The following is a 20,997-nucleotide window of genomic DNA, read 5'->3' on the forward strand; positions in this document are numbered from 1 at the left end:
AAGTTATGAGAGTCAATTATTGTTTGGCCAGTTCTTTCTTGGCAATATCAGCGATGTCATCGATATCTTCCTTGAGATCCTGCACCTCGCTCTTGCCTTTGTAGACTGCTGACTTCACGTTAGCTCTCACCTTATCGGCAAATTCATTGGCTTGCTCCAGCCACTCTTCCTTGCGGTCTGTTCCCATGATGTAACCGATGGCAGCTCCCAATGCTACACCAATGCCTAATCCCAGTAATAATTTTGATTCTGAATTCATAATTGGTAGTGTTTAATAGTTAGTAGTTTCTGTTTCGTCAATCACGCCTTACGAACCGTTCATCGTATGAACCGTTCTTGCTTTTTAACAGCTTCTCAGCGATCATATGCTATCAAGTAAACAGACAGGTCGCAAAATTGTTTGCTCCGGGTGGCGATTATCTGAAGTACACTACTTCTCCTCAACTGCTTCCCCGAGTAAGGTGGCGGAAGTGAAACCGGTCACTCGTACCTTCACGAAATCACCTATGCGGTGATGCTTCTTGTTGAATATCACTACCTTGTTTTGATCGTTCCTGCCAAAGAGTTGCTCACGTGAACGTTTGGAGAATCCCTCTACCAGTACCTCGAACACCTTCCCCATGTCACGTTCGTTGCTTTGATGTGACAGCTCCAGCTGGAGGTTGATGATCTCCTGTAACCTGCGGTTTTTAACCTCTTCCGGCACATTGTCTTCCAACTTCTTGGCAGCATAGGTGCCGGGGCGCTCGGAGTACTTGAACATGAAGGCGGAGTCGAAACCCACCTCACGCATCAGCGAGAGGGTCTCCTGATGATCCTCCTCCGTCTCGGAGTGAAAGCCACACATGATGTCGGTTGAGAGGCCGCAGCCGGGAATGATTCGTTTAATGGCGGCGATCCGTTCCAGATACCATTCCCTGTTGTAGCGACGGTTCATCAGCTTCATCATTCGTGAGCTTCCCGACTGAACCGGCAGGTGGATGTAATTGCTGAGATTGGGGTAGCGTGCGATGGTCTCAAGGGTGGCATCGTTCATGTCCCACGGGTGGGAGGTGGTGAAGCGAATTCGCATTCCCGGTGCTGCCTCTGCCACCAGGGCCAACAGCTCATCGAAGCCAAGGGTGCGCTCATCATCCTTGTAACGGTAGGAGTTGACATTCTGCCCCAGCAGGATCACCTCCTTGAAACCCTTCTCCCGCATCACCCGCAACTCGTTGAGGATGCTCTCCGGCTCGCGGCTGCGCTCCCTGCCGCGTGTGAAGGGAACGATGCAATAGGTACAGAACTTGTCGCAGCCGCGCATGATGGAAATGTATCCCGATATGTTGCTCCCCTCCATCTTGAGGGGGATCACATCCTTGTAGGTTTCTGTCTTCGACAGCTCTATGTTCATCGCCTTTTCGCCCTGCTCTGCTGCTCCCACCAGGTTGGGCAGGTCGAGGTAGGCATCGGGACCCACCACGAGGTCGGCATGATGCTTGTCTATTAGTTCCGATTTGGCCCTCTCAGCCATGCAACCGAGAACTCCGATAATCAGTTTCTCTTTTCGCTTGCGTTTCAGTGACTGGAAGTAATCCAACCGCTGAATCACCTTCTGTTCGGCATTCTCTCGGATGGAACAGGTGTTGACGAAGATGGCATCAGCTTCCCGGTCGTCACTTGTCAGTGAGTAGCCATCCATCTCCATGATGGAGGCAACAACTTCTGTGTCGGCAACGTTCATCTGGCATCCGTATGTCTCGATGTACAATTTCTTGTCGCTATGCTTGTCTGTACTCATTATTTCACTCATTTTCACTGTGATTCATCCCGTGGGGGAAAAGTTAAATATTGCATTTATCCGGCCAAAAACTTGGATTTTAAGATCCAATAGTTTATATTTGTCTGGGAAAAATTTATTTTTTTTCATAGTTAAGGTTTTGGTTAAATTATCGGGAGTGACTGGGAAGTTACTTCCGATAATTTGTATACCAAATGCCCTTAATATTGACAAAAAATGCCTATTTTTGTCCAGTTGCAAAATTAATCAAATTATGGAGTTCGGCGACATCATTTATTTTATCCTTCTTCTATTTTTCGCGATATTGGGTTTTTTTAATGAATCCAGGAAGAAGAAAAATTTACAGCAGCAGCAGGGAGAGAGAGACTCAAAACCTCTTTTCACTGAGGAAGAGGATGAGCCTTACCTGCATCATCTTCCACTGCCGCAGACAAGAGATTTGCCGCCCACCACACCTCCCGTACAAAAGAACAAACGTCGCGAATTCCAATCCTCTCTCGACCTGGTGACCGATTTTGAAGGAGTCTCATCACTGAAAAATTCTCTCTTTGTTTATGATGCCGATGACTCCTTTGCACAGGATGAGACATCAGTCTTTACAACTTCTGAACAGGAGCAACGCAGCGACATGATTAGCACGCTTCATCCACTGGTGGCTGAACTGGCCGGTGATAGTGGCGAGGAAGCATTGAAGAGAGGGTTGATTTACGGGGAGATCATGCAGCGTAAATATTAAATTATCCACTCCCGGAAACCACTCACCAAAACATATAAAAACCAACAATTGATATGGCATTGAAATTTATTAGCGCTGAAGAGGCTGCGTCGCTCATCAAAAATGACGACAACGTTGGCTTCAGCGGGTTTACCCATGCCGGCTGCCCCAAGGTGGTGCCGGTAGAGATCGCCAGGAGGGCGGAAGCTGAGCATGCAAAAGGGAATCCTTTCAAGATAGGTGTTTTTACCGGTGCTTCTACCGGTGACTCCATCGACGGATCGCTCGCACGGGCCAAGGCAATCAAGTTCCGCACTCCCTACCAGACCAATAAGGATATGCGAGAGGCGCTTAACAGGGGGGAGTTCGACTTCTTCGACCTGCACCTGTCACAGCTGGCGCAAGAGATTCGTTACGGTTTTCTCGGGAAGATCAACGTGGCAGTGGTGGAAGCTGCCGACGTGACAGACAATGGTGAGATAGTACCCACCACCGGTGTGGGCATCACTCCCACCATCTGTCGTCTGGCCGACATCGTGATCGTCGAACTCAACAAGAAGGTGCCCTCGAAATTGAGGGGTATTCACGACCTCTACGAACTGCAGGATCCCCCCAAACGGCGCGAAATTCCCATCTATGAGGTGCAGGGTCGTGTGGGACTGGAATATGTGAAGGTGAACCCTGAAAAGATCTTCGTGGTGGAAACCGAGCGGGACGGCGAAGGGGGCGGCTTTGCCCCGCTCGACGATGTCACTGCCCGTATAGGCAATAACGTGGCAGAGTTCTTCGTGGCCGAGATGAAAGCCGGACGCATCCCGCCACACTTCCTCCCCATCCAGTCGGGCGTGGGCAATATTGCCAATGCGGTGCTGGGCTCCATGGGAACCAATCCCGACATCCCCCGCTTCGAGGTCTATACCGAGGTGATTCAGGATGCGGTGATTGACATGATGCAGAAGGGCAATATCTCGTTTGCCAGCGGCTGCTCTCTCACCGTGAGCAACGAGGTGCTCGACAAGTTCTACAGCGACCTCCCCTTCTTCAAGAACAAACTGGTGCTCCGTCCCTCGGAGATCTCCAACAACCCGGGTCTGGCACGTCGCCTGGGCATCATCGCCCTCAATACCGCCATTGAGGTGGATATCTTCGGCAGTGTCAACTCCACCCACGTGAACGGTACCAAGATGATGAACGGTATCGGCGGCTCGGGCGACTTCACCCGCAACTCCTACCTCTCCATCTTCCTCACCCCCTCCACGGCCAAGAACGGTGCCATCAGCTGCATCGTGCCCAAGGTGACACACGAAGACCACAACGAGCACTCGGTGAAGATCATGGTATCCGAATATGGGGTGGCCGACTTGCGTGGCAAGGGTCCCCGCAACCGTGCCGAGGAGATCATCAACAAGTGCGCGCACCCGGACTACCGTCCGCTGCTGCACGAGTACCTCAACCTGGGTGTGAAAGGTCATATCCCGCAGGATCTCTACTCCTGTTTCGCTTTTCACAAAGCTTTGCAGGAGACAGGTAGCATGATCAATACTGACTTTTCGAAGTACAGGAAGTAATTGATTGTCAAAGACAATGATTGGGAGGACCAGCTCTACTTTTGAGCTGGTCCTTTTATATTGAAGATATTCGCATGTCGGATTAATTTGATTCACTGTTTTTCATTTTGAATCCATCTTACATGGCTTGATATGCGATTGAATTTCATCTTAATTTGGTCGTAACTTGCTCTTTACTGGTTCGAATCTATTAGAACCATATTAGAACCATATTAGAACGAGATTAGAACGAGATTAGAACGAGATCCATACGAAAGAGCTGAAATCCCGGATTGTTAGAATAGCAGAATTGAAATGAAAAGGAAAAAAAAAGAGCTATGCGCATGCATAACTCTTTTAATAATGGGTTGGTCGGGATGACTGGATTCGAACCAGCGACCACTCGCCCCCCAGACGAGTACTCTAAACCGGACTGAGCTACATCCCGTAAAAGTGCCTGCAAAAGTAACACTATTTTTTTAAATGCACAAACCTTCTCACCCTTTCGTTTAAACTATATTATGAAATAATTTCGTCACAGTTAAAAAAAAAAGTTGTTAATTTGCATCCAAAATGATAATGCAGAGGCATTTTGAGATAGTTTTGTCCCTCACCACGCCAATCGCAGCAATTGAGTTGATCCTGATTGAGCCGCTGTATGAGCGCATGTGTAGCCTCGGTAAATAATAGAATCTATAGATGACTTTTACTGCAAAGCAAATAGCCGACTTCCTTCACGGAGAAGTAATCGGTAATCCGAATGCGACCGTATCCTCCTTTTCCAAGATTGAAGAAGGCAAGCCGGGAACACTCACCTTCCTGGGAAACCCCAAGTATACATCCTTTATATACGAGACTGCTGCCGACATCGTGTTGGTAAACAATGATTTTTTGCCCGATAAACCCATCAATGCCACATTGATAAAGGTTCCCAATGCCTATGCTGCTCTAGCATCGCTGATGGCAATGGTAGAAAAGCAGAAACCGGTGAAAGAGGGGGTCGCGTCATTAGGATTTGTCTCGCCAACTGCAAGCCTGGGAGAGCAGATCTACGTGGGTGAGTTTGCATACATAGGGGAACAGGCACGCATTGGCAACAACTGCAAGATCTACCCACAGGTGTATGTGGGTGACAACGTTCAACTGGGTGACAATTGCATCCTCTATCCCGGGGTGAAGATTTACCACGATTGTGTGATTGGCAACAACTGTATTGTGCATGCCGGTGCCGTGATCGGTGCGGACGGCTTCGGTTTCAGCAAGCAGGAGGAGATTTACCGGAAGATACCGCAGATGGGCAATGTGATCATTGAAGATGATGTGGAGGTTGGAGCCAACACCACCATCGATCGGGCTGTGATGGGATCGACCATTATCCGGCGTGGGGTGAAGCTCGACAACCTGATTCAGATCGCACACAACTGCGAGGTGGGTGAGAATACGGTGATGGCTGCCCAGGTGGGCGTTGCCGGATCGACCAGGATCGAAGAGAGCTGTGTGCTGGGCGGACAGGTAGGCATTGGGGGACACATCACCATTGGTAAGAATAGCCAGATTGGAGCGCAATCGGGCATCATCAGCAATACCAAGGAGGGATCAGAGTTGATGGGATCACCCGCGTTCCCGGTGAAAGGTTTCTTCAAATCGAGTGTCATTGTTCCCAAGCTGCCGGATATGTATCGCAAGCTGAACGCCATGGAGAAAGAACTGGCTGAATTGAAGAAAAGACTCACTGAGAACGAATAGGCATGCTTCATTGAAAGCATCGCCCGCAAACATTTGAGGCCAAGAAGCAGGATTTCCTGCTTTTGGTTGTATATTTGCACACAATTTCCGATAATGTGTAATAAAAATAAGATACAGTGAAACAGAGAACATTGCAAAACAGCTTCACCCTGCAGGGGATCGGACTTCATACCGGACAGGATATTGTCGTTACCTTCAATCCTGCACCGGTGGATCATGGATACAAGATTCGACGGGTCGATCTGGATGATCAACCGGTGATTGACGCTCTGGCAGAGCATGTGGTCAACACGCAGCGCGGAACGGTGCTGGGAAAAGGGAATGTCACGGTGAGCACCATCGAACATGGTTTTTCAGCACTCTATGCGCTTGGCATTGACAACTGTCTGATCGACGTGAACGCCTCCGAATTTCCCATACTCGACGGCAGTGCCATCGAGTATGTACGTGAGATACGCAAAGCTGGTGTTGTAGAGCAGGAGAAGGACAAGGATTACTACATCGTGCGCAACAAGATGGAGGTGACCGATCCTGAAACAGGCTCCAAGCTGACGCTGCTCCCCGATGACGCTTTCTGTATCAACTCTTTCATCGAGTTCGATTCGCAATATATACCCAACCAGTCGGCATCGATGGATACGGTGACCGATTTTGAGAAGGAGATTGCCTCCTGTCGCACGTTTGTTTTCGTGCGTGAGATTGAACAACTGAGGAAAGCCGGATTGATCAAGGGGGGCAACCTCGACAACGCCATCGTGATCTATGAGAAGAAACTCTCTCAGAAAGAACTCGATGAGATTGCCGACGAGTTGGGGGTGCCTCACCACAATGCCGATGAACTGGGTTACCTCAACCATCGAAAGCTGGCATACCCCAATGAGCCGGCACGCCATAAGTTGCTCGACATCATCGGAGACATGTCGCTCATCGGTAAGCCGATCAAGGGGCGTCTCATCGCCCACAAGCCGGGACACAAGATCAACAACCAACTGGCCAGGCTGATCCGCAAGGATATCAAGCTCAACGAGGTGCAGCCGCCGGTATATGATCTGAAGTCTGAGCCTGTGATGGATAACAAACGGATCCGGGAGTTGCTGCCCCACCGTTATCCCTTCCTGATGGTGGACAAGGTGATCCAGATGACCGACACCTTCATCGTGGGGGTGAAGAACATCACCACCAATGAGCCATACTTCACCGGCCACTTCCCCCAGGAACCGGTGATGCCAGGAGTGCTGCAGGTAGAAGCGATGGCCCAGACCGGGGGATTGCTGGTACTGGCCATGCTGGATGAGCCGGAGCGGTATTCAACCTACTTTCTGAAGATCGATAACGTGAAGTTCCGCCACAAGGTGGTGCCGGGCGATACGATTCTCTTCAGGGTAGAGCTCACCTCGGAGATGCGCAGGGGCATCGCCACCATGCGTGGACTCGCTTTTATCGGAGACAAGGTGGTTTCCGAAGCCGACTTCACCGCGCAGATCATCAAGAACAAATAGAATTAACTGAACGATACTTTTATGAGCAGTATATCATCGATGGCTTTCGTGCATCCTGAAGCCAAATTGGGGGAGAACGTGATCGTGGAACCCTTTGCCTACATCGACGCCAACACAGAGGTTGGTGACGGCACACGCGTGATGACGCAGGCCACCATCCTCTCCGGTGCCCGCATCGGCAAAAACTGTGTCATCTTCCCGCATGCCACCATCGCCGGAATCCCGCAGGACCTGAAGTTCCAGGGTGAAGAGACCTTCGCCATCATTGGCGACAACACCACCATTCGTGAGTGTGCCACCGTGAACAGGGGTACCGCTTCTCGCGGATATACCAAAGTGGGCAGTAACTGTCTGATCATGGCTTACAGTCATGTAGCACACGATTGTGTGCTGAACGACCATGTGATCCTCGGTAACACCACCCAGCTGGCGGGCGAGATCGAGATCGATGACTATGCCATCGTGAGCGGAGGCTCCCTGGCACATCAGTTCACCAAGATCGGTCCCCACGTCATGGTACAGGGTGGCTCTAAGATTGCTAAGGATATCCCTCCATTCGTGATGGTCGGTCGTGAGCCGATCTCCTATGTGGGCCTCAACATCGTGGGGTTGCGCCGCAGGGGTTTCACCAGCGAGCGGATCAATGTTATCCAGGAGATCTACCGTACCCTTTACCTTTCAGGATATAACATCTCACAAGCGGTGGAGCGTATTGAACAGGATCTGCCTGCCTCAGAGGATCGCGACCTGATTCTCAACTTTGTTCGCTCATCCAGTCGTGGCATTGTACGCAGCAACATGGAGGGATGACCATGGCACAGGTGGTTTTTCCGGCTGAATGGCATCCACAGGAGGCAGTAATGATCACCTGGCCCCATCGCGACAGTGACTGGGCTCCCATGCTGGAGGATGTTACGCAAACCTTCCTGGCCATCTCGAAAGAGATTCTGCGACGGGAAAAGCTTTTGGCATTGGTGCCACCGGGGTTGGACATCACTTCCCACTTAACCGAAGAGGAACAGAAAAACCTGATCAGGGTTGAGGTTCCTTCTAACGACACCTGGGCACGCGACCATGGACCCATTACGCTGTTTCGTGATGGCTCTCCAGTGGTGGCCGATTTCGGCTTCAATGGCTGGGGACTCAAGTTCGCTGCCGACAGGGACAACCTGATCAACGGTCAACTCTTTAGAAAAGGGATTTTTCATTCGTCGGCCACCTATCAGAACCGGCTCAACTTCATCCTTGAAGGCGGTTCATTGGAGTCGGACGGTGAAGGTACACTTCTCACCACCTCTGCCTGTCTGCTGGCACCCAACCGCAACCAGCCAATGACACGGCAGGAGATTGAAGATGCGCTGAAAGAGATGTTAGGCCTCGAAAGAGTGCTCTGGCTCAACCACGGCTACCTGGCGGGTGATGATACAGATAGCCACATAGATACACTGGCTCGTTTTTGCGATCCTTACACCATCGCTTATGTGAAGTGTGATGAGGTTGCCGACGAACATTATGAGTCACTCAGTGCGATGGAGCAGGAATTGCGGGCTTTTACCACCGTTGCCGGAGAACCCTACCGGCTTGTTCCGCTTCCCATGGCAGACGCCGTTTATAGCGAGGGAGAACGGCTGCCGGCTACCTATGCCAACTTCCTGATCCTGAATGATGCGGTACTGATTCCCTTTTATGGTACCGATAAAGATGAGATGGCGCTCCGGCAATTGCAACTGGCTTTCCCCGACAGGGAGGTGATTGGTGTGGATTGCTCTCCGCTGATCTGGCAACACGGTTCGCTGCACTGCGTCACAATGCAGCTGCCGAAGGGAATTCTGGCGATTAGTGGTCATTCTTAATTCTATAACTAGCTAACATCCCAAAGTACCAACCTCAAATATAAAGTCATGAAGGTAGGAATCATACAACAGGCAAACAGCGGGAATCGTGAGGAAAACATCTCCCGGCTCGAATCAAAAATAAGGAAACTTGCTGGAAAAGGTGCCGAGTTGATTGTTCTGCAGGAGTTGCACAACGGTCTCTATTTTTGCCAGACGGAGGAGACATGCCTGTTTGATCAGGCTGAGACCATTCCCGGACCATCTACCGAACGATATGGCCGACTGGCAGCAGAGTTGCAGGTGGTGATCGTGCTCTCCCTCTTCGAGAAAAGGGCAGCCGGCCTCTATCACAACACCGCGGTGGTGATGGAAGCAGATGGAACCATCGCAGGCATCTATCGCAAAATGCATATCCCTGATGACCCTGCCTATTACGAGAAATTTTATTTCACCCCCGGCGACCTGGGGTTTCATCCCATAAATACATCGGTGGGACGTCTTGGGGTGCTGGTCTGCTGGGATCAGTGGTATCCGGAGGCAGCAAGGCTGATGGCTCTTGCCGGAGCAGAGCTGCTGATATATCCAACTGCCATTGGCTGGGAGTCGTCTGACAACCCTGAGGAGCAACAACGACAGCGGGATGCATGGGTCACAGTACAGCGTGGTCATGCTGTTGCCAACGGACTTCCGGTGATTGCTGTGAACCGTACCGGCTACGAAGCAGATCCATCGGAACAGACCGGTGGCATTCGTTTCTGGGGGAGCAGTTTTGTATGCGGTCCCCAGGGTGAGATACTATGGCAGGCTGCCACTGATGAGGAGGTCGAACAAATTATTGAGATCGACAAGCAGCGAACAGAGAATGTGCGTCGCTGGTGGCCTTTCTTCCGTGACCGGCGAATCGAAGCCTACGGTGATCTGACACGCCGATGGATTGACCTGTAAAAAAAAGAGAGGCCTTCCCCATCGGGAAGGCCTCTGACATTTCATACACCCTTTAACCCTTTATCTTCTTCCGGAACTTCTTCCGGAGCTGCTGCTCTCACGGGTGCTGCTTGTTGATGAAGAGCGGGTGGCGGAGCTATTGCGGTTGCTGCTGGTAGAGCTTTGTGAGCGGACTGCACTGCTTCCGCGGGTTGAGCTCTGGCTGCGTACCGTACTGTTTCTATTGTTGGTGCTGGTGCTGCGTTGCGGTGTGCTCACTCTGCTGTTGCGCGTGGAGGTCTGCGTGCGTACCGTTGTATTACGGTTTGATGTTGTGCTGCGCTGCGGGGTTGCTACGTTACTGTTACTGCGGGGTGCGCTCTCGGACTGTACCGTGCTGTTCCGGTTTGTCGAAGTTCTGTTTGTAGCAGCGTTTGGAGTAGCCTGACGTGTTGTGCTGCTGCTGCGCCGGTTTACAGCTTCCCTGTTAGTGGTTGTCCTGCCGTTGGTTGCATCGGGGCGGTAGACTCGTACCGCGTTGTTGCTAACCCGTGTGGAGGCTCTGCCGGAACGGCTGGTACTGCTTTCCAGTCGCCGTACGGTGGCTGTTCTGCCCGTCTCGCGGCGGTAGTCGCTGGCGCTGGGACCACTGTAATACCGATTGTCATTGTAGACATAGGTGTTGTTGATGATGGTGGTCCGGTTGTAAATGGCCGGGCTGTAACGGTTGTAGTGACGGTGCATGTTGCGGTAGTACATATACCTGTTGGGAAGGAAGGTCCAGTAGCGGGCCGGCAGGTTGATGTTGATGTTGATGTTGATGCCGGGGCCCATTGGTGCCCATCCGTAGTATCCGCCGCCGCTTCTCCAGCTGACCCAGGCAGGTGCCCATTCGTAGCCGGGAACCCAGGCCCACCCGTAGTAGTCGTCATAATACCAACGGCCGTAGTGGAACGGAGCCCATCCCCATGAATAGTCGGAGACCCAGGTGTTGCCGTAGTCGGTCATCACCCAATAGCCGTTGGTGGCGTAGGGATGGAAGTTGCCCCCCACGTTTGGGATCCATACACGTCCATGTGCTCGGTGGTTGATCCAACTGCCGTAAGGACTCAGCTCATTGTAAAAGAGATTGAAGCTGACCCCTCCGTTGTTGTAGTTGTCATACTCATTGTAGTTGGCGTAGCCATCATTATAGTCGTCGTAGTATCCTCCCTGTGCGTATGTGCTGCGGCTGGCGTAGCAGGAAGTAAGCATCAGTGCGATGGCTGTGAGGATGAGGTTGGTTTTTAAAGCTTTCATATCTGTTATTGTTAAAGGGTGTAACATCATTTGTTTAACACTATGACACCATTTTCACCCGATGGTTTAACAAATGGGCAGATATTTCAGTTATCAGTTATCAGTTATCAGTTGTTAGTTGTCAGATTCGAAAAATAATAACCAAGTACCAAGGACTACGAACTTCCTAACCGATTAATTTATGAACCTATTCACCTACCAACGTTTTACTTAAAAACCTGGTCGATGCCTGAGAAGCCCATGAATGCCATGGCGATGATGCCCGCAGTGATGAGTGCAATGGGCATTCCCTCCATCGCCTTGGGTACCCGTGTCAGGGATAGCTGTTCCCGTACACCGGAGAAGATGATCAGCGCCAGCCCGAAGCCGATGGAGGTGGCAATGGCATAGACCACCGACTCCAGCAGGTTGAAATCTTTCTGGATCACCAACAGGGCCACACCCAGAATGGCGCAGTTGGTGGTAATCAGTGGGAGGAAGACCCCCAGTGCCTGGTAGAGTGAGGGTGAGATCTTTTTCAGGATGATCTCCACCATCTGTACCAGGGCGGCGATCACCAGGATATAGGTGATGGTCTGTAGGTACTGCAGGTTAAATGCTTCCAGTACACCCTTGTAAAGGAGGAAGGTGACCAGCGTGGCAATGGTGAGCACGAAGGTAACCGCTGCACTCATGCCAATGGCAGTGTCTACCTTCTTGGAGACACCCAGGAAGGGACAGATGCCGAGGAACTGTGAGTAAACGATGTTGTTTACAAAGATGGCAACGATGATGATTCCAATATATTCCATGATTAATTGTATCTTATCTGTTTATGCCTTTTTATGCTGTAGTTTGTTGAAGATGGCTATCAGGAAGCCCAGTACGATGAAGGCACCCGGTGCCAGTACAAAGAGCAATGATCCGTACTGCTCAGGGTAGATCGTCTGTGAGAAGATCTTACCGGTACCCAGCAACTCACGCGAAGCACCCAGCAGCGTAAGCGCCAGGGTAAAGCCCAGACCGATGCCCACGCCATCGAAGATGGAGGAGACTACGCCGTTCTTGGAGGCGAACGACTCTGCACGGCCCAGCACGATGCAGTTGACCACGATCAGCGGGATGAAGATGCCCAGGCTCTCGGCCAGCGCCGGCACGTAGGCATTCATCATCATCTCGATGATGGTCACGAAGGTGGCGATCACCACGATAAATGCGGGGATGCGCACCATGTCGGGGATCACGTTCTTCAACAGCGAGATTACTGCGTTGGAGCTGATCAGCACGAACATGGTGGCCAGGCCCATGCTCATCCCGTTGATGGCTGAGCTGGTGGTAGCCAGCGTGGGACACATCCCCAGTAGCAATACGAAGATGGGGTTCTCCTTGATGATGCCGTTAAGCAGTATCTTTACTTTTTTATTCATTGCTGACTCCTCCTTCCTTTGTTGTTTCGTCTGTTTCATTTTCGGTAGCAGTGGTAGTACCGCTCCAGGCATCTTCCATGCCGCCATTGTAGACAGCGTAAGCTCTGTTCACCGCTTCCATGAAAGCACGTGAGGTGATGGTCGATGCGGTGATGGCATCCACGTTACCTCCATCCTTGGTTACGGCGAGCGTTCCCTGTGAGAGATCCCTGCCGATAACTGACTGTCCCGGCTTGGTAGCATCGCGGAACCACTCGGTCATCTTGGAGCCCAGTCCCGGTGTCTCGGCATGCTGCAGCACGGCGTAGTTGACGATGCGGTGCTCCATGTCGAAGCCCACCATAATCTGTATGTTGCCACTGAAGCCGTTGTTGGAATAGCTGTTGAGCGCGAAGCCCACCAGTTCGTCACCCTGTTTTGCCGGGTAGACCAGCAGCGAGTCGCCGTTGTCGTCGGCCATCCGGTAAGCTTCCGCCACCGGATCGTTGTCGAAGGCAGGCACCACCTCACTGATGGCATTTTGTAATTTCATTGCCTTCGCTTCGGCAATGGGTGTCGCGGTCATCTTGTTCACCTGAGCCAGCAGCAGTGCCACCGTAAGACAGATGAGCGAGAGCGAAAGGAACATGTTCCTGAATGATGATTGTAGTTTAGCCATGTTTCACTGCCTCCCCGAATCGTTTAGGTGTGGTATAGGTATTGATAAGCGGTGTGAAGGCGTTCATCAGCAGGATGGCGAACGAGATTCCCTCGGGGTAGGCACCCCAGAGACGAATCGCGACCGTGACGAAGCCGATGCCGACGCCGTAAATGATCATTCCCTTTTTGGTGAGTGGTGAGGTGACATAATCGGTCGCCATGAAGATAGCCCCGAGCATCAGTCCTCCCGAAAAGAGATGGATCAGCGGGTTGTATTGGGGCAGTGGCTCAATCAGGTAGAGAATACCGGTGAAAAGTGCCACGGTGGCCAGGATGGTGAGTGGAATGTGCCAGGTAATCACCTTCTTCCAAAGCATGTAGATCAGCCCCAGCAGTAGCGCTGCGGCGCTCATCTCGCCCAGCGAACCGGGTTCCAGCCCCAGGAACATTTGCTGCAGGGCAGGCAGCGTTTCGGGTGCCTGCTTCAGCAGCGCCAGCACGGTGGCGGAGCTCACCGCGTCGGTGGTCTCAACAGCCATCACCGTTGCGGGCCAACTGGTCATTTGTGCCGGGAAGGATATCAATAGGAAAATGCGTCCCGCGATGGCGGGGTTGAAGATGTTGTTGCCCAGTCCCCCGAACGAGAGCTTCACCACCCCAATGGCGAAGAGAGCACCCAGTGCCAGGATCCATACCGGCAGGCCGGAGGGGACGTTGAAGGCAAGCAGCACGCCGGTGATGATGGCTGAGCCGTCGAGGATGGTAGGCTCCTTCTTCATGACAAACCGCACGATCAGGTATTCAAAACACACGCAGAAGAGCACCGACAGGGCGGTGATCAGCAGCGCATCGAGACGGAAGGTATAGAGGGCCACCAGGAACGCCGGAATCAGGGCGATCAGGACGGCATACATATTTTTGGGGATGGTGTCACCGCTGTGCACATGCGGCGAGGGTGAGACGATCAGTTTTTGTTCCATAATCAGTTTTATCCCTTGGTGTTAATTTTTTCTGGCTCTGATGATGCCGTTCACCTTGCTCTTACCCAGGCGGATATAGTCGAGCAGTGGCCGGTCGGCAGGACAGGTGTAACTGCAGGAGCCGCATTCTATGCAGTCGGTGATAGCATTCTTCTCAGCGCGGTCCCACACCTCATACTCGGTGAGGTTCATCAATAGGGTGGGGTTGAGGCCCATGGGGCATACCTGCACGCATTTACCACAGCGGATGCAGTCTTTCATTGCCTTGCGTTTTGCTTCCAGGGTGGGTACGACCAGGATGCCTGAAGTTCCTTTGGTGACCGGGATATCGACCGATGCCAGTGCCTTGCCCATCATGGGGCCACCGCTGATCACCTTGCCGGTGCTTTCCGGTAATCCCCCGGCAGCATCAATCAAAGTCGTCAGTGGCGTCCCGATACGTGCTCGCAGGTTGCAAGGCCGTTCTACCTCTTTCCCGGTGACTGTTACCACACGCTCTACCAGCGGCTTGTTTTTCTGAACCGCCTCATAGATGGCAAAAAGCGTCCCTACGTTCTGCACCACTGCACCCACCGAAATGGGGAGCGCCCCGGAGGGTACCTGGCGACCTGTTAGAGCGTCGATCAGCTGTTTCTCACCTCCCTGTGGGTATTGCACTTTCAATGCCTGTACTTCGATGCCGGGGAACGCTTTTACTTTCTTTGTGAAGAGTGCCACCGCATCTTTCTTGTTGTTCTCAATGCCGATGATGGCGCGCTGCACGTTGAGTGCTTTCATCACCAGCGTGATGCCCACCAGAATCTCTTCGCTTTTCTCCATCATCAGCTGATGGTCGGAGGTGAGGTAGGGTTCGCACTCCACCCCATTGATGATCAACACCTCCGCCTTCATGCCGGGAGGGGGTGTCAGCTTCACGTGGGTGGGGAAGGTGGCGCCACCCATGCCCACGATGCCGGCAGCGGCAATCTTCTCCAGGATATCTTTTGGTGTGAGACTGCAATCGCTGATCAATTGCTCTGAACGGTCGATTTGTTTTTCCCATTCATCCTCTTCCACCTTGATGAAGACGGCGTCACGTTTGTAACCGCTGGCATCCATCGCCTTGTCGATCTTCAGCACCGTGCCGGAGACCGACGAGTGGATCTGTGCAGAGACAAAACCGACACCCTTGCCGATGAGTGTGCCCACCTTCACCTTGTCGCCCTTCTTGACGACCGGCTGGCAGGGTGCCCCGATGTGTTGCGAGAGCGGTATCACCACCTGTGCGGGAACGGCAATGGTTTGTATGGCCATTCCTGCAGAGAGCTTGTTCTCTTTCGGGTGGATGCCGCCTAAACGAAAACTCTTTAACATATGTTTTTCTTCTTATGCGGTTGTGGTTGCTGCTTCCTCTTTGGCTTCCGGAGGTGTCTCCTTGCGGGGCGGGAAGTGGAGCTCCAGGATTGAGTGGGTAGGACAGACCACCACACACTTGCGACAGAGACGGCATTTGTCGTCGTCGATGTAAGCCAGGTTGTTTTCAATGGTGATAGCGTCGAACGGGCATACCTGCTGGCACTTGCTGCAGCCGATACAGGCCACGTTACAGGCTTTCTTTGCCACGGCACCCTTGTCCTTGTTGACACAGCTCACGTAGATGCGGCGCGACTTGGGGCCTTGTTTGCGTAGTTCGATGATATCCTTGGGGCAGGCTCTTACGCAAGCACCACAGGCGGTGCACTTGTCCTCCACCACCTCGGGCAGCAATGTCAGCGGGTTGATGTGTATGGCGTCAAACGTGCAGGATTCCTCACAGTCGCCCAGGCCCAGGCAGCCGAAGGAGCAACCGGTGTCGCCACCATAGAGGGCGGCAGCGATGGAGCAGTTGGAGACGCCGTCGTAAAGGTTGAGGCGGGGACGCTCCTCGCAGGTACCGCTGCAGCGCACCACTGCGATCTTCTTCGCTGTCTTGGATGCAGTCTGACCCAAAATTTCGGCTACCCGCTCCATGGTAACCTGTCCCCCCACGGGACAGTTGAGCCCCTCCAGTGAATCGGCCTTCACACAGGCGGCAGCGAAGGCTGCACAGCCGGGAAAGCCGCAGCCACCACAGTTAGCGGCGGGAAGGGCGTCCTGCACCTCCTGGATGCGGGGGTCCTCCTCCACTTTGAACTTCTGACTTACCAGGTATAGGATGCCGGCGCTTCCGGCGCCAATGGCGCCCAAAGTGGCTACGGCAGTAAGGATTACACTCATAATTACTGATTAATGGTTTTTTTTAATACTGAATTGAAAGGTGTGAGCCATGCTGTTGCGAAATAGATAGAGAAGTAGGTAGTAGGGTGCCAGCGCCAGCAGTGCGCTGAGTGCCGCCTCTGTCTCACTGAAGTGCCAGACGCTTGTGGTGAGTACAAGCATGGCGATGAGGATCAACAGCGGGAGTAGAAATGCCCAGAAGACCGCTTTGTAGCCAATCGACTCTTTTCCCTCAATGATCACCAGCTCATGAAGGGTGAACTGCCCGGAGTGGTCGGCGATGTCGACAAGCTTCTCCTTCGAGTCGGCTGCCATACAGGCTCCCTTGGCGTGGCAACTGCTGCAGGCTGATTGTTGCAGGATGCGAACGGTTATCTTCTCTCCGCTGATTTGTTCAATGATTCCCTTGTGTGTGATCATGAAACGATGGTTTTTTTCAGACGATCCCTCTTCTCTTTCCAATGGATTCGCAAAGTTAAGGATTATTTTCGGGAATAGTGCCTCTTTTTTTGAACATAAAAGGGCCTTTGATTGTTAATGTGCGCTTATCCCCCCCCCCAATCCCCGAACCTTAAGACTGAATGCGATGAAGAATCTCCTCCGGATCCCCACTCACCGACTCCTGCGGCAGACCAATCCAATAATTCTCCCCTGTAGAGTTACTTAATCCTCATTTTAGCTCCTCACGGGCGAACATTTAGGCTTCCAAATTTGTTAAAAAGTGAAATTGCCGCTTTAAGCAACCATATTAAACAAAACATATTTAAACCACTTAACCCGTATGATTTTCGACATTGAAATGATTCGCAGGGTCTATGCGAATTTGCCCGAAAGAATTAAAAAAGCCAAAGAGAACCTGCAACGTCCGTTGACGCTCACTGAGAAGATATTGTTCTCTCATCTCTCCCCAGGAGTACCCCTGATCAACTACAAGCGTGCATCCGACTATGTGGATTTTGCCCCTGACAGGGTGGCGATGCAGGATGCCACCGCACAGATGGCCCTGTTGCAGTTGATGAATTCCGGTCGCACCAGTGTGGCGGTACCCTCCACGGTGCATTGTGATCACTTGATACAGGCCTACCGCAATGCCGAGAGCGACCTGGAGACCGCCAACGTCACCAACCGTGAGGTATACGAGTTCCTGCGGGATGTCTCCAACAGATACGGCATTGGTTTCTGGAAACCCGGTGCCGGCATCATCCACCAGGTGGTGCTGGAGAACTACGCATTCCCGGGTGGAATGATGGTGGGCACCGATTCCCACACACCCAATGCCGGCGGACTGGGAATGATCGCTATCGGTGTGGGTGGAGCTGACGCCGTGGATGTGATGGCCGGACTGCCCTGGGAGCTGAAGATGCCCAAATTAATTGGTGTGAAGCTCACCGGAAAGCTTTCCGGATGGAGCGCCCCCAAGGATGTGATCCTCAAGGTGGCCGGTATCCTCACCGTTAAGGGGGGCACCAACGCCATCATCGAGTACTTCGGTGAGGGGGCTGCATCTCTCTCGGCAACAGGAAAAGGCACCATCTGCAACATGGGTGCCGAGGTGGGAGCAACCACCTCCATCTTCCCCTTCGACGAGAAGTCTGCCCAATATCTTGAAAGTACCGGGCGCAAGGATGTGGCCGACGAGGCACGTCGCATCATGGAGCATCTGCAGCCTGATCCGGAGGTGATGGCCGATCCTGCACAATATTATGACCAGCTGATCGAGATTGATCTCTCCGAATTGGAACCTCATATCAACGGTCCATTTACCCCCGACGCAGCTTACACCATTTCCGAGTTTGGCGAGGTGGTGCGCAAGAACAACTACCCTCGCAAGATGGAGGTAGGTCTCATCGGTTCCTGCACCAACTCTTCTTATGAAGACCTCACCCGTGCAGTCTCCATCGTACAGTATGCACGTGAACAGGGAGTGCCGGTGAAGGCACAGTTCCTGATCAACCCCGGCTCGGAACAGATACGCTACACCGCTGAACGCGATGGTATCCTGGAGGAGTTTGACAAGGCGGGTGCCACCATCATCGCCAACGCCTGTGGCCCCTGTATCGGACAGTGGAAACGTGATGATGTGGCAGACAACCGTCCCAACTCCATCGTCACCTCTTTCAATCGTAACTTTGCCAAGCGCAACGACGGCAATCCTAACACCCATGCTTTTGTCACCTCTCCCGAACTGGTAGCTGCACTCACCATTGCCGGTGATCTCTGTTTCAATCCGCTTACCGACACACTGCTCAACGACAAGGGGGAAGCCGTGAAATTACCCGAGCCGAAAGGCTTTGAGATGCCCCCCCTAGGATATGAGGTGAAGGATGCCGGTTACCTGGCTCCCTCCCCGGAGGCTGCTGTGGAGGTGACCATCGACCCGCAGTCGAATCGTCTGCAGAAGCTGGAGCCCTTCTCCGCCTGGGACGGGAAGGACTATGCTGACCTGCCGCTGCTCATCAGGGTGCAGGGTAAGTGTACCACTGACCATATCTCGATGGCCGGTCCATGGCTCCGCTATCGCGGTCACCTCGACAATATCTCCGACAACATGCTCATAGGGGCTGTCAACAGTTTCAATGAACAGACCAATGCGGTACTCGACCCTGAGACGCTCGAATATATGCCGGTACCGGCACTGGCCCGTAAGTTCAAGAGCAAAGGGGTAGGATCCATTGTGGTCGCTGAAGAGAATTACGGCGAAGGATCCAGCCGTGAACATGCAGCCATGGAGCCACGTCACCTCAATGTGAAGGTGATTTTGGTTAAGTCGTTCGCCCGTATTCACGAAACCAACTTGAAGAAACAGGGTATGCTGGCACTCACCTTTGTCAACAAGGAGGATTATAACAAGGTACAGGAACGCGACAAGATCAGCGTGGTTGGCCTTAGCGAATTTGCTCCCGGCCGGAACCTTACCATTGAGTTGTTGCATGCCGATGGCACGAAGGATCGCTTCGAGGCGGCTCACACCTACAACGAGCAGCAGATAGAGTGGTTCAAGGCCGGTAGTGCTCTGAATGCGATGAGGAGATAACCAAACCCCAATAAGAATAACAATGCAGGTAACGAAACAGGGCGAGCGGCTTCTGGTACCCGACAGGCCGGTGATTCCCTTTATCGAGGGCGATGGCATCGGTAAAGAGATCACCCCCCATGTGCAGCAAATTATTGATGCTGCTGTGGCGAAAGCATATGGTGAAAACCGCCGCATCGACTGGCGCGAGGTACTGGCCGGCGAGAAAGCGTTCAATGCCGTGGGCAGTTGGTTGCCTGAAGAGACGATGGAGGCTTTCCGCACCCACATGGTGGGGATTAAAGGGCCGCTCACGACACCCATCGGAGAGGGGATCCGCTCGCTCAACGTGGCACTACGCCAGGAGCTGGATCTTTACGTATGTCTGCGACCGGTACGCTGGTTTAAAGGGGTCGCTACCCCGCTGCTGCACCCCGAGAAGGTGCATGTCACCATCTTCCGCGAGAACACGGAGGATATCTATGCCGGCATCGAGTGGGCAGCAGGTACACCGGAACTGAAGAAGGTGCTCCGATTTCTACAAGAGGAGATGGGAGTGGCGAAGATTCGTTTCCCCGAGACCACCTCGCTTGGTGTGAAACCTGTATCACTGGAGGGTACCGAGCGATTGGTTCGCGCTGCAATCGAGTATGCGTTGGAGCATGGGCTGCCTTCTGTGACACTGGTCCACAAGGGCAACATCATGAAGTTTACCGAGGGTGGTTTCAAGAAGTGGGGTTATGCCCTTGCGGAAAGGGAGTTCCCTGACCGCACCTTCACCGAACACAAGTTTCGCCAGATAGAGGCGGAACGTGGTCTGGAGCAGGCGGTAGAGGAATACAACCAGGCGGTCGCCTCGGGAAAGGTGTTCATCAAGGATGTGATCGCCGACGCGTTTCTGCAGAACACGCTCCTCAAGCCGGAGGAGTATGCCGTGGTGGCTACGCTCAACCTCAATGGCGACTATATTTCCGATCAGCTGGCGGCCATGGTGGGCGGCATCGGCATCGCGCCGGGAGCCAACATCAATTATGACACCGGTCATGCCATCTTTGAAGCAACGCACGGCACGGCCCCTGACATCGTCGGGAAGGGAAAGGCCAATCCCTGCTCCATGTTGCTCTCGGGGGTGATGATGCTGGAGTACATGGGATGGCACGAAGCGGGTGCACTGATCACAACCTCGCTTGAGAAACTCTTTGCGGATGGATATGCTACCGCCGACCTGGCTCGTTTCATGGAACACGGGAAAGCACTTACCACAGCTCAGTTTGCACAAAAAGTGACCGAAACCATTAAAATATGATGATTCGAACAAACAAAATGGCTTGAAAGACTGTTATTTCAGCATTCTCTAACCATTGCCCAACATTTTCACA

At 52.7% G+C, this 20,997-nt stretch carries 19 protein-coding genes and 1 tRNA gene; 9 read left to right on the forward strand and 11 right to left on the reverse strand.

The window, feature by feature from the left end; translation table 11 throughout:
* Positions 1–16: 16 nt before the first annotated feature.
* Both JS578_09880 and miaB read right to left on the reverse strand, forming a co-directional pair.
* Positions 17–259 carry a YtxH domain-containing protein gene (locus JS578_09880; protein QRX63178.1) on the reverse strand — a complete coding sequence of 81 codons (243 nt, stop codon included), beginning with the start codon at positions 257–259 and terminating at the stop codon, positions 17–19.
* Between the two features lie 171 nt (positions 260–430).
* Positions 431–1,792, reverse strand: coding sequence for a tRNA (N6-isopentenyl adenosine(37)-C2)-methylthiotransferase MiaB (gene miaB, locus JS578_09885; GenBank protein ID QRX63179.1), 1,362 nt, complete (start codon positions 1,790–1,792; stop codon positions 431–433).
* A gap of 241 nt (positions 1,793–2,033) precedes the next feature.
* Here miaB and JS578_09890 point away from each other — a divergent pair, with 241 nt between their 5' ends.
* Positions 2,034–2,516, forward strand: coding sequence for a hypothetical protein (locus JS578_09890; GenBank protein QRX63180.1), 483 nt, complete (start codon positions 2,034–2,036; stop codon positions 2,514–2,516).
* Positions 2,517–2,569: 53 nt separating this feature from the next.
* A complete protein-coding gene (locus tag JS578_09895; GenBank protein ID QRX63181.1) occupies positions 2,570–4,063 on the forward strand; it encodes a succinate CoA transferase in 1,494 nt (497 codons plus the stop codon).
* A 348-nt stretch (positions 4,064–4,411) separates the two neighbouring features.
* Here JS578_09895 and JS578_09900 read toward each other — a convergent pair.
* Positions 4,412–4,490, reverse strand: a tRNA-Pro gene (locus JS578_09900).
* Positions 4,491–4,741: 251 nt separating this feature from the next.
* On the opposite strand from JS578_09900, the gene lpxD reads away from it, so the two are divergent.
* From lpxD to JS578_09925, 5 genes are all read left to right on the forward strand, one after another.
* Positions 4,742–5,788 (forward strand): UDP-3-O-(3-hydroxymyristoyl)glucosamine N-acyltransferase, encoded by a 1,047-nt coding sequence (gene lpxD, locus JS578_09905; GenBank protein ID QRX63182.1) that lies wholly within the window; start codon positions 4,742–4,744, stop codon positions 5,786–5,788.
* Positions 5,789–5,904: 116 nt separating this feature from the next.
* Positions 5,905–7,287 carry a bifunctional UDP-3-O-[3-hydroxymyristoyl] N-acetylglucosamine deacetylase/3-hydroxyacyl-ACP dehydratase gene (locus JS578_09910; protein ID QRX63183.1) on the forward strand — a complete coding sequence of 461 codons (1,383 nt, stop codon included), beginning with the start codon at positions 5,905–5,907 and terminating at the stop codon, positions 7,285–7,287.
* A gap of 21 nt (positions 7,288–7,308) precedes the next feature.
* Positions 7,309–8,097, forward strand: coding sequence for an acyl-ACP--UDP-N-acetylglucosamine O-acyltransferase (gene lpxA, locus JS578_09915; GenBank protein QRX63184.1), 789 nt, complete (start codon positions 7,309–7,311; stop codon positions 8,095–8,097).
* A gap of 2 nt (positions 8,098–8,099) precedes the next feature.
* Positions 8,100–9,140: an agmatine deiminase family protein gene (locus JS578_09920; protein QRX64984.1), complete on the forward strand. Its 1,041-nt coding sequence runs from the start codon at positions 8,100–8,102 to the stop codon at positions 9,138–9,140.
* Positions 9,141–9,188: 48 nt separating this feature from the next.
* Complete coding sequence (locus JS578_09925) at positions 9,189–10,067, forward strand: carbon-nitrogen hydrolase (protein ID QRX63185.1); 879 nt, start codon at positions 9,189–9,191, stop codon at positions 10,065–10,067.
* 60 nt (positions 10,068–10,127) lie between these two features.
* On the opposite strand, the gene JS578_09930 is transcribed toward JS578_09925, so the two are convergent.
* The 8 genes from JS578_09930 to JS578_09965 all read right to left on the reverse strand — a co-directional run bounded on the left by JS578_09930 (position 10,128) and on the right by JS578_09965 (position 17,025).
* Complete coding sequence (locus JS578_09930; GenBank protein QRX63186.1) at positions 10,128–11,345, reverse strand: hypothetical protein; 1,218 nt, start codon at positions 11,343–11,345, stop codon at positions 10,128–10,130.
* Between the two features lie 206 nt (positions 11,346–11,551).
* The gene (gene rsxA / locus JS578_09935) at positions 11,552–12,136 is read right to left on the reverse strand and encodes an electron transport complex subunit RsxA (protein ID QRX63187.1); all 585 of its coding nucleotides are present in this window, start codon (positions 12,134–12,136) and stop codon (positions 11,552–11,554) included.
* Between the two features lie 21 nt (positions 12,137–12,157).
* A complete protein-coding gene (locus JS578_09940; GenBank protein ID QRX63188.1) occupies positions 12,158–12,751 on the reverse strand; it encodes an electron transport complex subunit E in 594 nt (197 codons plus the stop codon).
* Positions 12,744–13,409: an RnfABCDGE type electron transport complex subunit G gene (locus tag JS578_09945; protein QRX63189.1), complete on the reverse strand. Its 666-nt coding sequence runs from the start codon at positions 13,407–13,409 to the stop codon at positions 12,744–12,746. The genes JS578_09940 and JS578_09945 overlap by 8 nt, the downstream gene beginning before the upstream one ends.
* Entirely contained in the window at positions 13,402–14,370 is a 969-nt protein-coding gene (locus JS578_09950; GenBank protein ID QRX63190.1) for an RnfABCDGE type electron transport complex subunit D, read from the reverse strand. The genes JS578_09945 and JS578_09950 overlap by 8 nt, the downstream gene beginning before the upstream one ends.
* 21 nt (positions 14,371–14,391) lie before the next feature.
* Positions 14,392–15,723 carry an electron transport complex subunit RsxC gene (rsxC, locus tag JS578_09955; GenBank protein QRX63191.1) on the reverse strand — a complete coding sequence of 444 codons (1,332 nt, stop codon included), beginning with the start codon at positions 15,721–15,723 and terminating at the stop codon, positions 14,392–14,394.
* 12 nt (positions 15,724–15,735) lie between these two features.
* Positions 15,736–16,605 (reverse strand): Fe-S cluster domain-containing protein, encoded by an 870-nt coding sequence (locus JS578_09960; protein ID QRX63192.1) that lies wholly within the window; start codon positions 16,603–16,605, stop codon positions 15,736–15,738.
* A gap of 9 nt (positions 16,606–16,614) precedes the next feature.
* Complete coding sequence (locus JS578_09965) at positions 16,615–17,025, reverse strand: SoxR reducing system RseC family protein (protein QRX63193.1); 411 nt, start codon at positions 17,023–17,025, stop codon at positions 16,615–16,617.
* Positions 17,026–17,386: 361 nt separating this feature from the next.
* Between JS578_09965 and JS578_09970 the strand changes: the two genes are divergently transcribed.
* Positions 17,387–19,639, forward strand: a complete 2,253-nt coding sequence (locus JS578_09970; GenBank protein ID QRX63194.1) for an aconitate hydratase — start codon at positions 17,387–17,389, stop codon at positions 19,637–19,639.
* A 22-nt stretch (positions 19,640–19,661) separates the two neighbouring features.
* On the forward strand, positions 19,662–20,924 hold the full coding sequence (icd, locus tag JS578_09975) for an NADP-dependent isocitrate dehydrogenase (protein QRX63195.1): 1,263 nt from the start codon (positions 19,662–19,664) through the stop codon (positions 20,922–20,924).
* The last annotated feature ends 73 nt before the right edge of the window (positions 20,925–20,997 follow it).

The sequence above is a fragment of the Dysgonomonadaceae bacterium zrk40 genome, from assembly GCA_016916535.1.
In the GTDB taxonomy this organism is placed as follows: domain Bacteria; phylum Bacteroidota; class Bacteroidia; order Bacteroidales; family Dysgonomonadaceae; genus Proteiniphilum.